Origin of the sequence: Variovorax sp. OV329 (assembly GCF_900114785.1) — a bacterium.
Classification (GTDB): Bacteria; Pseudomonadota; Gammaproteobacteria; order Burkholderiales; family Burkholderiaceae_C; genus Variovorax.
In genome coordinates this window covers 376,300-389,075 of record NZ_FOUG01000005.1, presented here as the reverse complement: position 1 = coordinate 389,075, position 12,776 = coordinate 376,300, and the positions used below count along the sequence as shown (strand labels likewise).

General features: G+C 67.0%; 10 protein-coding genes and 3 tRNA genes. 8 read left to right on the top strand and 5 right to left on the bottom strand.

Going from position 1 to position 12,776, the window contains the following annotated elements:
* Positions 1-81 precede the first annotated feature (81 nt).
* The 8 genes from clpP (at position 82) to BM345_RS11335 (ending at position 7,268) form a co-directional block, all read left to right on the top strand.
* Positions 82-690, top strand: a complete 609-nt coding sequence (gene clpP / locus BM345_RS11370) for an ATP-dependent Clp endopeptidase proteolytic subunit ClpP (RefSeq protein WP_093379325.1) — start codon at positions 82-84, stop codon at positions 688-690.
* Between the two features lie 200 nt (positions 691-890).
* Positions 891-2,156: an ATP-dependent Clp protease ATP-binding subunit ClpX gene (gene clpX / locus BM345_RS11365; RefSeq protein ID WP_093379321.1), complete on the top strand. Its 1,266-nt coding sequence runs from the start codon at positions 891-893 to the stop codon at positions 2,154-2,156.
* A 127-nt stretch (positions 2,157-2,283) separates the two neighbouring features.
* Positions 2,284-4,722, top strand: a complete 2,439-nt coding sequence (gene lon / locus BM345_RS11360; RefSeq protein ID WP_093379318.1) for an endopeptidase La — start codon at positions 2,284-2,286, stop codon at positions 4,720-4,722.
* Between the two features lie 75 nt (positions 4,723-4,797).
* Positions 4,798-4,873 (top strand) — tRNA-Gly (locus BM345_RS11355).
* A gap of 60 nt (positions 4,874-4,933) precedes the next feature.
* Positions 4,934-5,007 (top strand) — tRNA-Cys (locus BM345_RS11350).
* An 89-nt stretch (positions 5,008-5,096) separates the two neighbouring features.
* Positions 5,097-5,187, top strand: a tRNA-Leu gene (locus BM345_RS11345).
* A gap of 23 nt (positions 5,188-5,210) precedes the next feature.
* On the top strand, positions 5,211-5,843 hold the full coding sequence (locus BM345_RS11340) for a DUF6806 family protein (protein ID WP_093379314.1): 633 nt from the start codon (positions 5,211-5,213) through the stop codon (positions 5,841-5,843).
* Between the two features lie 123 nt (positions 5,844-5,966).
* Positions 5,967-7,268, top strand: coding sequence for an MFS transporter (locus tag BM345_RS11335; RefSeq protein WP_093379506.1), 1,302 nt, complete (start codon positions 5,967-5,969; stop codon positions 7,266-7,268).
* 10 nt (positions 7,269-7,278) lie between these two features.
* Here the strand turns inward: BM345_RS11335 and BM345_RS11330 are convergent, their stop codons facing one another.
* From BM345_RS11330 to proW, 5 genes are all read right to left on the bottom strand, one after another.
* Entirely contained in the window at positions 7,279-8,019 is a 741-nt protein-coding gene (locus BM345_RS11330) for a PA3715 family protein (protein WP_093379311.1), read from the bottom strand.
* 7 nt (positions 8,020-8,026) lie between these two features.
* Positions 8,027-8,875 carry a glutamate racemase gene (gene murI, locus BM345_RS11325; protein ID WP_254789685.1) on the bottom strand — a complete coding sequence of 283 codons (849 nt, stop codon included), beginning with the start codon at positions 8,873-8,875 and terminating at the stop codon, positions 8,027-8,029.
* Complete coding sequence (locus BM345_RS11320; protein ID WP_093379308.1) at positions 8,872-10,425, bottom strand: fumarate hydratase; 1,554 nt, start codon at positions 10,423-10,425, stop codon at positions 8,872-8,874. The genes murI and BM345_RS11320 overlap by 4 nt, the downstream gene beginning before the upstream one ends.
* A 92-nt stretch (positions 10,426-10,517) precedes the next feature.
* Positions 10,518-11,558, bottom strand: coding sequence for a glycine betaine/L-proline ABC transporter substrate-binding protein ProX (gene proX, locus BM345_RS11315; RefSeq protein WP_093379305.1), 1,041 nt, complete (start codon positions 11,556-11,558; stop codon positions 10,518-10,520).
* Between the two features lie 22 nt (positions 11,559-11,580).
* On the bottom strand, positions 11,581-12,762 hold the full coding sequence (gene proW, locus BM345_RS11310; RefSeq protein ID WP_093379302.1) for a glycine betaine/L-proline ABC transporter permease ProW: 1,182 nt from the start codon (positions 12,760-12,762) through the stop codon (positions 11,581-11,583).
* Positions 12,763-12,776: the final 14 nt, after the last annotated feature.

Below are 12,776 nucleotides of genomic sequence, written 5' to 3'. Positions count from 1 at the left end.
ATTCGAAAATGGGGCTTGTGCTTCGGCGCACGGGCCCCATTTTGTTTTGAGTACAGTAGGAACCTCTTTCGGAGCAATCACATGAGCGCACTAGACACCAAGGCCCTGGGCATGGTCCCGATGGTCATCGAGCAGTCGGGCCGCGGCGAGCGGTCGTACGACATCTACTCGCGCCTCCTCAAGGAGCGCGTGATCTTCCTGGTCGGCGAGGTCAACGACCAGACCGCCAACCTGGTGGTGGCTCAGCTGCTCTTCCTGGAGAGCGAGAACCCGGACAAGGACGTCCACTTCTACATCAATTCCCCGGGCGGCAGCGTCAGCGCCGGCATGGCCATCTTCGACACCATGCAGTTCATCAAGCCGGACGTGTCCACCCTGTGCATCGGCTTCGCGGCCAGCATGGGCGCCTTCCTGCTGGCGGCTGGTGAAAAGGGCAAGCGTTACTCGCTACCCAACTCCAAGATCATGATCCACCAGGTGCTGGGCGGCACCCGCGGCCAGGCCACGGACATCGAAATCCATGCCCGCGACATCCTGAAGACGCGCGAGCAGATGAACCGCATCCTGGCCGAACGCACCGGCCAACCGCTGGAAAAGATCGCCCGCGACACCGAGCGCGACTACTTCCTGAACGCCGACGAAGCCAAGGACTACGGCCTGGTCGACCAGGTCATCTCCAAGCGCGGTTGAATACTGCCCCCACGCTCCCCCGCTGCGCGAGGTCCGCTGGCCCCCGCGGGGGCGCTTTTCATCTTGGGGCGGCCCGGCGATGAAAAGGGCCCTGATGGGCCCCGCAGCGGGCGCCACGGCAAAGGCGGCGTTTTCCACACGGAGAACGCCGTTTTTGTTTCGTTATCATTGAGTTCAAACCTGTTACGAGGCATTCGTCCATGGCCGACAAAAAAGGCTCTTCCAGCGAGAAAACGCTCTACTGCTCCTTCTGCGGCAAGAGCCAGCACGAGGTGAAGAAGCTCATCGCCGGGCCGTCGGTCTTCATCTGCGACGAGTGCATCGACCTGTGCAACGAAATCATCCGTGACGAGTTGCCCGCCGGCGAGGAGGGCCGCGAGGCCAAGAGCGACCTGCCCACGCCCTCGGAGATCAAGCTCAACCTCGACAACTACGTCATCGGCCAGGAAGCGGCCAAGCGCATGCTGTCCGTGGCGGTGTACAACCACTACAAGCGCCTGAAGCACAAGGACAAGGCCAAGGGCGACGACGTCGAGCTCAGCAAGAGCAACATCCTGCTGATCGGCCCGACCGGCTCGGGCAAGACCCTGCTGGCCCAGACCCTGGCACGCCAGCTCGACGTGCCCTTCGTCATGGCCGACGCCACCACGCTGACCGAAGCCGGCTACGTCGGCGAGGACGTCGAGAACATCATCCAGAAGCTGCTGCAAAGCTGCAACTACGAGGTGGAGCGGGCGCAGCGCGGCATCGTCTACATCGACGAGATCGACAAGATCTCCCGCAAGTCCGACAACCCCAGCATCACCCGCGACGTGTCGGGCGAGGGCGTGCAGCAGGCGCTGCTCAAGCTCATCGAGGGGACCATGGCCAGCGTGCCGCCGCAGGGCGGGCGCAAGCACCCCAACCAGGACTTCCTTCAGATCGACACGACCAACATCCTGTTCATCTGCGGCGGCGCCTTCGCCGGCCTGGAAAAGGTCATCGAGAACCGAACCGAGGCCTCCGGCATCGGCTTCGGCGCGGCGGTGCGCAGCAAGAAGCAGCGCAGCCTGACCGAGGTGTTCCGCGAGGTGGAGCCCGAGGACCTGATCAAGTTCGGCCTGATCCCCGAACTGGTGGGCCGCATGCCCGTGGTGGCGTCGCTGGCCGAGCTGAGCGAGGACGCCCTGGTGCAGATCCTCACCGAGCCCAAGAATGCCGTCGTGAAGCAGTTCATCAAGCTGCTGCAGATGGAAGGGGTGGACCTGGAGATCCGGCCGGCCGCGCTCAAGGCCATCGCCCGCAAGGCGCTGGCGCGAAAGACCGGGGCCCGCGGCCTGCGGTCCATTCTCGAACAGTCCCTGATCGACACCATGTTCGAGCTGCCGAACATGAACAACGTCGAGAAGGTCGTCGTGGACGAATCCACCATCGACGAGAACAAGGCACCGCTGCTCGTGTATCGCGAGGCGGCGAAGAAGGCCTAGTGGCCGTCCTGTTCCACGCTTTTGGCCACGCGCATCGCGCGCGTTTTCCGATGGGCTTGCCGCGCGCACTTGAAAAGCGCGGGTATCCGACCATCTTTGTCAGACAACCCCTTTGAGAAGGATCGCCATGTCCGGCCATACCCCCTTGCCCCCCGAGCCGATCGAACTGCCGCTGCTGCCGCTGCGTGACGTGGTCGTGTTCCCCCACATGGTCATCCCGCTGTTCGTGGGCCGCCCCAAGAGCATCAAGGCGCTGGAGCTGGCCATGGAGGCCGAGCGCCGCATCATGCTGGTGGCCCAGAAGACCGCGGCCAAGGACGAGCCCTCGGTGGACGACATGTTCGAGGTCGGCTGCGTCTCCACCATCCTGCAGATGCTCAAGCTGCCCGACGGCACCGTGAAGGTGCTGGTGGAAGGCCAGCAGCGCGCCCAGGTCGACAAGATCCAGGACCACGAGAGCCACTTCACCGCCACCGTCACGCCCGCCGAGGTGGCCGACGAGGCCGCCCAGAAGGGCACCGAGGTCGAGGCCCTGCGCCGCGCGGTGATGCAGCAGTTCGACCAGTACGTCAAGCTCAACAAGAAGATCCCGCCGGAGATCCTCACCTCGATCTCCAGCATCGACGACGCCGGCCGCCTGGCCGACACCATCGCAGCGCACCTGCCGCTCAAGCTCGAGAACAAGCAGTCGGTGCTCGACCTGGGCGAGGTCAAGGCCCGCCTGGAGAACCTGTTCGCCCAGCTGGAGCGCGAGGTCGACATCCTCAACGTCGACAAGAAGATCCGCGGCCGCGTGAAGCGCCAGATGGAGAAGAACCAGCGCGACTTCTACCTCAACGAGCAGGTCAAGGCCATCCAGAAGGAACTGGGCGAGGGCGAGGACGGCGCGGACATCGAGGAGATCGAGAAGAAGATCAAGCTCGCCAAGATGCCCAAGGAAGCCCTGAAGAAGGCCGAGGGCGAGCTCAAGAAGCTCAAGCTGATGTCGCCCATGTCGGCCGAGGCCACCGTGGTGCGCAACTACATCGACGTGCTCATCGGCCTGCCGTGGAGCAAGAAGACCAAGATCAAGCACGACCTGGGTCATGCCGAGGACGTGCTCAACGAGGACCACTACGGCCTGGACAAGGTCAAGGACCGCATCCTCGAGTACCTCGCGGTGCAGCAGCGCGTGGACAAGGTCAAGGCGCCGATCCTGTGCCTGGTCGGCCCTCCGGGCGTGGGCAAGACCTCGCTCGGCCAGTCGGTGGCCAAGGCCACCGGGCGCAAGTACGTTCGCATGGCCCTGGGCGGCATGCGTGACGAGGCCGAGATCCGCGGCCACCGCCGCACCTACATCGGCGCGCTGCCGGGCAAGGTGCTGCAGAGCCTGAACAAGGTGGGCACGCGCAATCCGCTGTTCCTGCTGGACGAGATCGACAAGCTGGGTACCGACTTCCGCGGCGACCCGTCGAGCGCGCTGCTGGAAGTGCTGGACCCCGAGCAGAACCACACCTTCGGCGACCACTACGTCGAGGTCGACTTCGACCTGTCGGACGTGATGTTCGTGGCCACCTCGAACTCGATGAACATCCCGCCGGCCCTGCTGGACCGGATGGAAGTGATCCGACTGTCGGGCTACACCGAGGACGAGAAGACGCACATCGCGCTGAAGTACCTGCTGCCCAAGCAGCTGAAGAACAACGGCGTGAAGGATGGCGAACTGCTGGTCACCGAGGAAGCGGTGCGCGACATCGTGCGCTACTACACCCGCGAAGCCGGCGTGCGTTCGCTCGAGCGCGAGCTGTCCAAGATCTGCCGCAAGGTGGTCAAGGGCATCCAGCTCAAGAAGATGACGCCGCTGGTTACCGTGACCGGCGAGAACCTCAACGACTTCCTGGGCGTGCGCAAGTTCAGCTTCGGGCGTGCCGAGCAGCAGAACCAGGTGGGCCAGGTGGTCGGCCTGGCATGGACCGAGGTGGGCGGCGACCTGCTGACCATCGAGGCCGTGACCATGCCCGGCAAGGGCATCATCGCGCGCACCGGCTCGCTGGGCGACGTGATGAAGGAATCGGTGGAAGCCGCGCGCACCGTGGTGCGCAGCCGTGCCCACCGCCTGGGCATCAAGGACGAGGTGTTCGAGAAGCGCGACATCCACATCCACGTGCCCGACGGCGCCACGCCCAAGGACGGCCCGAGCGCGGGTGCGGCCATGACCACGGCCTTCGTGTCGGCCCTGACCGGCATCCCGGTTCGCAGCGACGTCGCCATGACCGGCGAGATCACGCTGCGCGGCGAGGTGACCGCCATCGGCGGCCTGAAGGAAAAGCTGCTGGCGGCCCTGCGCGGCGGCATCAAGACGGTGCTGATCCCCGAAGAGAACGCCAAGGACCTGCAGGAGATTCCCGAGAACGTGAAGAACGGCCTGGAGATCATCCCGGTGAAGTGGATCGACAAGGTGCTGGAAGTGGCGCTGGAGCGCCAGCCCACGCCGCTGTCCGAGGAAGAGGTCGCGGCCTCGCAGGCGGCGGTGGCCGAGATCGCCAAGCAGCGTGCGCAGGCCAGCGAGGGCTCGATCAAGCACTGAGGCCCGAGCGGCGAAGTTTTTCGCGCCTGCTTGAGTAGGTGCGAAAAACTAAGCTATAATCGAGGGCTTCCGAATGCGGGAATAGCTCAGTTGGTAGAGCGCAACCTTGCCAAGGTTGAGGTCGCGAGTTCGAGTCTCGTTTCCCGCTCCAGGTTTTGAAAAAGAAGGGAAGCCATTCGCTTCCCTTTCTTTTTGTAAAGAGGGTCCACGCGGCGCGATAGCAAAGCGGTTATGCAACGGATTGCAAATCCGTCTAGTCCGGTTCGACTCCGGATCGCGCCTCCAACAATCTCTCGTCAAAGCAGCCCCGCAACCCAGGTCGCGGGGCTGTTTTGTTTTGGGGTATCTTCGAAGCAGCATCCTTCCGACCCGGCGCCCGGATGGTGAAATTGGTAGACACATCGGACTTAAAATCCGCCGCTTCCTAATCGGGGCATACGGGTTCGATTCCCGTTCCGGGCACCACAAACATATAAAGGGAGCATCCCATGTCCCGCTATAACGCTCCATTCGAAATCCATGTGCACGGCGATGTGCCGATGCGCTCCGACGTCAACTTCTCGCAGATCCAGGAAGCGCTGAAACCGCTGTGGAGCTACGCCGGTGCCAAGTCGCTGGCCGACGGCGCCGCCAGCAGCTACGAGGAAGAGCCCGGCATCCGCTTCGACCAGAAGGAGCGCATGCTGCAGATCTGCTGGACCGTGGCCGGCGACGAGGACTTCCGCCATGCCCTGGACGAGATGTGCATGGCCATCAACGAGTTGACCGAGCAGGGCGCGGCCATCGAGGTCACCTTCTACGACACCGACTACGACGAGGAGGAGGGCGACCCGAACGAGGAGTCGCGCGACGACTTCCTCATGCTCTTCGTGGGCCCGAACCCCGCAGCCATCATGCAGGTGCAGCGCGACCTGCTGGTGGAAGACGTGGTCAACCTCATGGAGCGCCACTTCGAGGGCGCCGAGCTGGGCGGCGTGGTGGCCGAGATCGACAAGCTCTTCTCCGACCGCTTCGACGCGCTGGTGAACTCGCTGGAGATCGGCAAGCCGCCGCGCGGCAACGGCGGCGGCCCGGGTGGCGGCAGCCACGGCGGTGGCCGCCGGCCGCGACACCTGCACTGAAGACGACGCAGTCCTGGCCTCAAGGCCCGCGAACTGGCTGAGCCGGTCGCGGGCCTTTGCGTTTGAAGAATGGCGACACAGGCCTCGGCTATGCTCGCGCCCAGTTCCGACCTGGAGGCGCCCTTGGCCCTGTTCCCCGACTCTGCATTGCAACCCGGCGTGCGCAAGCGCGAAGTCTTCGGCTGGGCGATGTACGACTTTGCCAACTCCGGCTACACCACGGTGGTCATCACCGCGGTGTTCGCCGCGTACTTCGTGGGCGGGCTGGCCCAGGGCGCGGCATGGGGGCCGCTGGCTTGGACGGTGGCGCTGAGCATCTCCTACGCCATCGTCATGTTCACCATGCCGGCCATCGGTGCCTGGGCCGACCTGCATGCCGCCAAGAAGCGCTTGTTGATGGGCGTGACCGCCGGCTGCGTGGTCGGCACGGCGGCGCTCGCGCTCACGCCCGGCATGGCCGGCACCGCGGGAGGCATCGCGCTGGCGATGGGGCTGGTCGTCATCTCCAACACCTTTTACTCTTACGGCGAGTCGCTCACCGGCGCCTTCCTGCCGGAGCTGGCCACGGCCGAGGGCATGGGCAAGGTCAGCGGGTGGGGCTGGGGCTTCGGCTACATCGGCGGCATGCTGGCGCTGGGCATCTGCCTGGCCTACGTGCTGTGGGCGCAGGGCAAGGGGCTGCCAGCCTCGAATTTCGTGCCGGTGACCATGCTGATCACGGCTGTCATCTACGGCCTGGCCGCGTGCGTCACCTTCGCCTTGCTGCCCGAGCGCGCCAAGCCGCAGGCCGGGCGGCGCGGGGGCGGCGCCTGGCGCCAGCTTCGCAAGACCTTCGGCGAAGCGCGGGCGCACCGCGACTTCATGTGGCTGCTGGCCTGCACCGTGTGCTACCAGGGCGGGGTGGCGGTGGCCATCACGCTGGCGGCCATCTATGCCGAGCAGGTGATCGGCTTCGTGCCGCACGAGACCATGATGCTGATCTTCGTGCTCAACATCGCGGCGGCGCTGGGCGCCTTCGGCTTCGGCTACGTGCAGGACCGCGTGGGCCACCGGCTGTCGCTGGCCGTGACGCTGGTGGCGTGGATCGTGGTGTGCGTGGTGGCGGGCACCGCCGGCAGCAAGGGCCAGTTCTGGGTGGCCGCCACGATCGCAGGGCTGGCGATGGGCTCCAGCCAGTCGGCCGGCCGTGCCATGGCGGGCGTCCTGGCGCCGCCCAGGCAACTGGCGGAGTTCTTCGGGCTGTGGAGCTTTTCGACGCGCCTGGCGAGCATCGTGGGCCCGCTGGGCTACGGCCTGATCACCTGGGCCACCGGCGGCAATCAGCGCGTGGCCATCCTGGCGACCTCGGGGCTGTTCGTCGCGGGCATTGCGCTGTTGATGCCCATCGACATGCGGCGCGGCCGGGAGGCGGCACTGGCCGCCTGATCCGCTCGCGTCAATCGGCCGACCGGTACTGGCTGCCGTCGAAGCGCAGCAGGCTTTCGCTGTACCGCGGCCGCTCGCTGCTCTCCACGCAGTCCTCGCCCTGAAGCTCGTTGACCGACTGCCAATCGCTGCGGCTCACCCGCAGGTCGGCCAGGCCCTTGCTCACTGACGAGCGCGACACGGCGACCTGGCTTTCGTGCTTCTCGAAACGGCCGGCGCAGCCGGCGGTCCACTGCCCGCGCTCCTTGCGGATCGCCAGTTCGTCCAGCAGCAGCTCCAGGTGGTTGTGCGGCGCCAATGCAAACAGCGACAGCGTCTCGCTGGATGCAGGCTGCTGCATCGCGGTGCTGCGCCGCGTGATGCGCAGGCCGAAGCTGCGCAGGTCCGTCGACAGGCGGTAGCGCGCGCCGTCCAGCTCGATGTCGGTCACGACGAGGTCGTCGGCACCGCCGCTGGGCACCGTCTGCCGGGCCTGCGCGAGCACGGTGGCGCGCTCGCTGTTGCCGTTGTCGGGCTGCTGCACCACCAGCACTTCCAGGTCCAGTGTGTCCGGCGCGCGGCCGGGCAGGGGCAGCACGACGATGCTGCGGCCCAGGTGCACCCGCCAGGGTTCGCACACGCTCAACTCGTGAAGCAGGGCGCGCTGAAGATTCAGCTTGGCGTGAAGCCGTTCGGCCAGGCCGGTCTGGCAGGCCGCCAGCGCCGTGGAATGAAGCGCAGCCAGGCAGAGGAGCAGGCCCACACTGCGCATGATGGGGTCAGTGAAGGGCGACGACCGGCCGCGCCGGCAGCCAGCGCGCGACGGCGGCTTCCAATGCCGCGTCCTCGCCACTGGTGAGCAGCCGCAGCGAACCCTCGGCAGCTTCGCCGGCCAGCTGGCCCTTGGCCGCGAGAAGGCGGCGCGTCTGCTGCGCCACCGGCTGCCCGGTTTCGATCAGGCGCGCCGAAGGTCCTGCCAGGCGCTGCAGTTCGTCGGCGATGAAGGGGTAGTGCGTGCAGCCCAGCACCAGCGTGTCGATCTCTCCAGCGCCTTGCCCGATCGGACCGAGCGCAGCAAGGTACTGCTTCGACAAAGACGCGATGGCGGACGCATCCGAACGCTCGATGGCGCCCGCCAGCCCATCGCAAGGCATCAGGCTGAAGCGCACCTGCCCGCCGCCCTGCAGGGTGTCGTGCAGCGTCCTGAACTTGCGGCTGGCGAGCGTGCCGCGCGTGGCGAGCACGCCCACGTGGCCAGTTAGCGTGGCCGCGGCCGCCGGCTTGAGGGCGGGCTCCACGCCGATGATCGGCAGCCCGGGGTAGGCCGCGCGCAGCAGCTCGATGCCGGCCGCGGTCGCGGTGTTGCAGGCCACCACGAGTGCCTTGATGCCGTGATCCTCGACGAAGCGCCGGGCGATGCCCAGCGTGCGCTCGATGACGAAGGCATCGTCGCGCTCGCCGTAGGGCGCATGCGCGGCGTCGGAGAAGTAGACGAAGTCCTCGCCAGGCAATTCCGCGCGCAACGCGGCCAGCACGCTGAGGCCGCCGACGCCGCTGTCGAAGACGCCGATGGGCCGCCGGCTCACCGGCAGGCCCTCGTCATCGACGCTGCGCGGCGCAAGGCTCAAGCCGTCTCCAGCGCGATGCCCTTGAACTCGCCGCTGGCGATTCGCTTGCTCCACTCGGCCGGGCCGGTGATGTGCGCGCTGGTACCGCCGGCGTCCACCGCCACCGTCACCGGCATGTCGACCACGTCGAACTCGTAGATGGCTTCCATGCCCAGGTCCTCGAAGCCGACCACCTTGGCCGTCTTGATGGCCTTGCTCACCAGGTAGGCGGCGCCGCCCACGGCCATGAGGTAGGCGCTCTTGTGCTTCTTGATGGCCTCGATGGCGACCGGGCCGCGCTCGGCCTTGCCGATCATGGCGATCAGGCCGGTCTGGGCCAGCATCATCTCGGTGAAGCCGTCCATGCGCGTGGCGGTGGTGGGGCCGGCAGGGCCCACGGCCTCGTTGCCGATCGGGTCGACCGGGCCGACGTAGTAGATGACGCGGTTGGTGAAGTCCACCGGCAGCTTCTCGCCCTTGGCCAACATGCCCTGGATGCGCTTGTGCGCGGCGTCGCGGCCGGTGAGCATCTTGCCGTTGAGCAGCAGGGTCTGGCCCGGCTTCCAGCTGGCGACCACCTCGGGCGTGAGCTTGTCGAGGTCGACGCGGGTGCTCTTCTGCGTGTCGGGCGCCCACTCCACCTTCGGCCACAGGTCCAGCGAGGGTGCCTCGAGGTACACCGGGCCGGAGCCGTCGAGCACGAAGTGCGCATGGCGGGTGGCCGCGCAGTTGGGGATCATCGCCACCGGCTTGCTGGCCGCGTGGGTGGGGTACATCTTGATCTTGATGTCCAGCACGGTGGCCAGGCCGCCCAGGCCCTGCGCGCCGATGCCCAGGGCGTTGACCTTCTCGTACAGCTCCAGGCGCAGCTTCTCGACATCGGACAGCTCTGCCTTGCTGGCGGCCTTGGCCTGCAACTCGTGCATGTCCAGGTCGTCCATCAGGCTTTCCTTGGCCATCAGCGCGGCTTTCTCGGCGGTGCCGCCGATGCCAATGCCCAGCATGCCCGGCGGGCACCAGCCGGCGCCCATGGTGGGTACGGTCTTGAGCACCCAGTCGACCACGCTGTCGCCGGGGTTGAGCATGACCATCTTGCTCTTGTTCTCGCTGCCGCCGCCCTTGGCCGCCACCGTCACCTCGAGGGTGTTGCCGGGCACGATCTCGGTGAAGATCACCGCGGGCGTGTTGTCCTTGGTGTTCTTGCGCGCGAACTGCGGGTCGGCCACGACCGAGGCGCGCAGCGTGTTGTCGGGGTGGTTGTAGGCCCGGCGCACGCCTTCGTTGATGGCATCGTCCAGGCTGCCGGTAAAGCCGCCCCAGCGCACGTCCATGCCCACCTTGAGGAACACGTTGACGATGCCCGTGTCCTGGCAGATCGGCCGGTGGCCGATCGCGCTCATCTTGCTGTTGGTGAGGATCTGGGCCATCGCGTCCTTGGCCGCGGGGCTCTGTTCGCGCTCGTAGGCCTTGGCCAGGTGGGCGATGTAGTCGGTGGGGTGGTAGTAGCTGATGTACTGCAGCGCGGCGCTGATCGATTCGATCAGGTCGGCCTGCTGGATCGTGGTCGTCATGGTGGGGGTGTTCTTTGGTGTGAAACGCCCCCCGATTATCTCAGCCGCGCCGCCCCCGGCCCCCCGGCGGCAGCCAATGGCCGACCTCCGCGCTATTGCGCCGCCGCCAGCGCCTGGGCGATCCAGCCGTCGAAGAGCTGCTGGTGCGCCCGGATCCAGCCGTCGGCGTGGCGGGCCACGTCCTGCTGGCTGTTGGCGCCTTCGCTCATGCGCAGGTTCTGGGCATTGATGTCGCCGATGGGCAGCTTCATCAGTTCGAACAGCTTGGCCGCGGCAGGATTCTTCTCGATGAAGGCGCGGTTCGCCACGATCTGCTCCTGGTTGGCCAGGAAGCCGTAGTTCTTGCCGTTGGCCTGCTTCGTGTCGACGTTGTCGCCGCCCTGCGAGGAGGAGAAGGGCACCTGCAGCCACACCACGTCGGCGCCCGGGCGCAGCACGGCGCTGACCCAGTAGGGTGTCCACGTGTAGTAGAGCACCGGCTTGCCCTGCTTGAAGCGGGCGATGGTGTCGGCCATCAGCGCGGCATAGCTGCCCTGGCGGTGCGTGACGGTGTCGCGCAGCCCGTAGGCGCCCAGGTGGTTCTCGATCGCCAGCTCGCAGCCCCAGCCGGGGTTGCATCCGGTGAGGTCGGCCTTGCCGTCGCCGTCCGTGTCGAAGAGCTTGGCGATCGACGGGTCCTTCAGCTGCGCGATGTTGGTGATGTGGTACTGCTCGGCCGTCTTGCGGTCGATCAGGTAGCCCTGCACCGCGCCGTCCGAATACACGCCCTGGCGCCACAGCTTCGCGTCGCCGCCGCTGTTCCTGTAGAAGTCGGCGTGCAGCAGGCTCCAGTGGTGCGCCATGAAGGTGGCGTCGCCGTTGGCGATGGCCAGGTGCTCGGTGGCGGGCTCCAGGTCCTTCATGGGCTCGACCGTGTAGCCCAGCTTTTCGAGGCCGCGCATCACCAGCAGTGTCTGGAAGGCCTCCTCGGCCAGCGAGCTCTTCAGCGGCTTGACCGTGATGCCCTTGCCGGGCAGCTCGGTGGCGGCGTGCGCGGGCAGGCTGGCGGTGGCGAGTGCGGCGAAGGCCAGCACCAGCAGGCCGAGGCCGCGAGAAACCACGTTCGATGCCGGCTTCAGGAGTGTCTTCTTCATGCTTCGTGTTCCTCCGGTGTGGTCAGCGGGCTTGCGTCGAAAGCGCGGGAGCGGTGTGCTCCGCGCCACGCGTTTCGCGCGGGGAAGAGGGCGCCAGCGCACGCTGCAGTGCCCGCAGCGCCAGGCCCACCGGGCCGCCGTGCCACCAGCGGTGGCCGCCGCGGCGCGGCTGGCCCATGGCCTGCGTCAGCCGGTCCAGCGTGATGGCCAGCAGCACGATGCCCAGGCCGCCCACGGTCGCCAGGCCCATGTCGAGCCGGCCGATGCCGCGCAGCACCATCTGGCCCAGGCCGCCCACGGCGATCATCGAGGCGATCACCACCATCGACAGCGAGAGCATCAGCGCCTGGTTGATGCCGGCCATGATCGAGGGCATGGCCAGCGGCAGCTTCACCTTCGTGAGCATCTGCCAGGGCGAGGCGCCGTAGGCGCGCGCCGCCTCGACCAGGTCGGGGCGCACCTGGCGAAGGCCCAGGTTGGTCAGGCGCACCAGCGGCGCCAGCGCGAAGACGATGGTCACGATCACGCCCGGCACGTTGCCGATGCCGAAGAGCATCACCACCGGCACCAGGTAGACGAAGGCCGGCGTGGTCTGCATTGCATCGAGCAACGGGCGCATGACGCGCTGCGCCCGGTCGCTGCTGGCCAGCAGCACGCCCAGCGGCAGGCCGACACCCAAGCAGAACACCAGCGAGGTCAGCACCAGCGACAGCGTCACCATGGCCTCGGGCCAGATGCCCAGCAGGGCGACCAGCAGCAGCGCGACGGTGGTGCCGATGGCGATCGCGCGGCCCGCGAACTGCCAGGCCAGCAGGCCGATGAGCACGATCATCGCGAGCGTGGGCAGCGCGGTCAGCATGCCCTGCACCCAGTTCAGGGTGCCGTCGATGGGCAGGCGCACCGTCTGGAAGAAGGGGCGGAAGTGCTCCACCACCCAGCCCAGGCCTTGGTTGATCCACGATTCGATGGGCATCGAGCCGTCCCACAGGCGGTGCAGCTGGAAGCCGCCGGTGGCGGCGTCGGCCTGGCCGGCCACCTGGTGCGCGGGCGCGTCGAGCCAGGCGCTGGTCGATGCAGGATCGGGCGCGGCGGACAGTGCCTCCCACGGATCGAGCGCGGCGCTTGCAGGTGCGACGGGTTGCGCCATCGCTGCAGCAGCGTCGGGCGTGGTGGCGAGTTCGGAGGGGAATGCGGTGTCGTTCATCTCGTTGTTTCCTT

Bases quoted from the DNA above. Each gene is read 5' to 3' on its own strand.
- lon (WP_093379318.1), top strand. From the start codon at position 2,284: ATGTCCGGCCATACCCCCTTGCCCCCCGAGCCGATCGAACTGCCGCTG.
- clpP (WP_093379325.1), top strand. From the start codon at position 82: ATGAGCGCACTAGACACCAAGGCCCTGGGCATGGTCCCGATGGTCATC.
- proX (WP_093379305.1), bottom strand. From the start codon at position 11,558: ATGAAGAAGACACTCCTGAAGCCGGCATCGAACGTGGTTTCTCGCGGC.
- BM345_RS11340 (WP_093379314.1), top strand. From the start codon at position 5,211: ATGTCCCGCTATAACGCTCCATTCGAAATCCATGTGCACGGCGATGTG.
- proW (WP_093379302.1), bottom strand. From the start codon at position 12,762: ATGAACGACACCGCATTCCCCTCCGAACTCGCCACCACGCCCGACGCT.
- BM345_RS11320 (WP_093379308.1), bottom strand. From the start codon at position 10,425: ATGACGACCACGATCCAGCAGGCCGACCTGATCGAATCGATCAGCGCC.
- BM345_RS11330 (WP_093379311.1), bottom strand. From the start codon at position 8,019: ATGCGCAGTGTGGGCCTGCTCCTCTGCCTGGCTGCGCTTCATTCCACG.
- clpX (WP_093379321.1), top strand. From the start codon at position 891: ATGGCCGACAAAAAAGGCTCTTCCAGCGAGAAAACGCTCTACTGCTCC.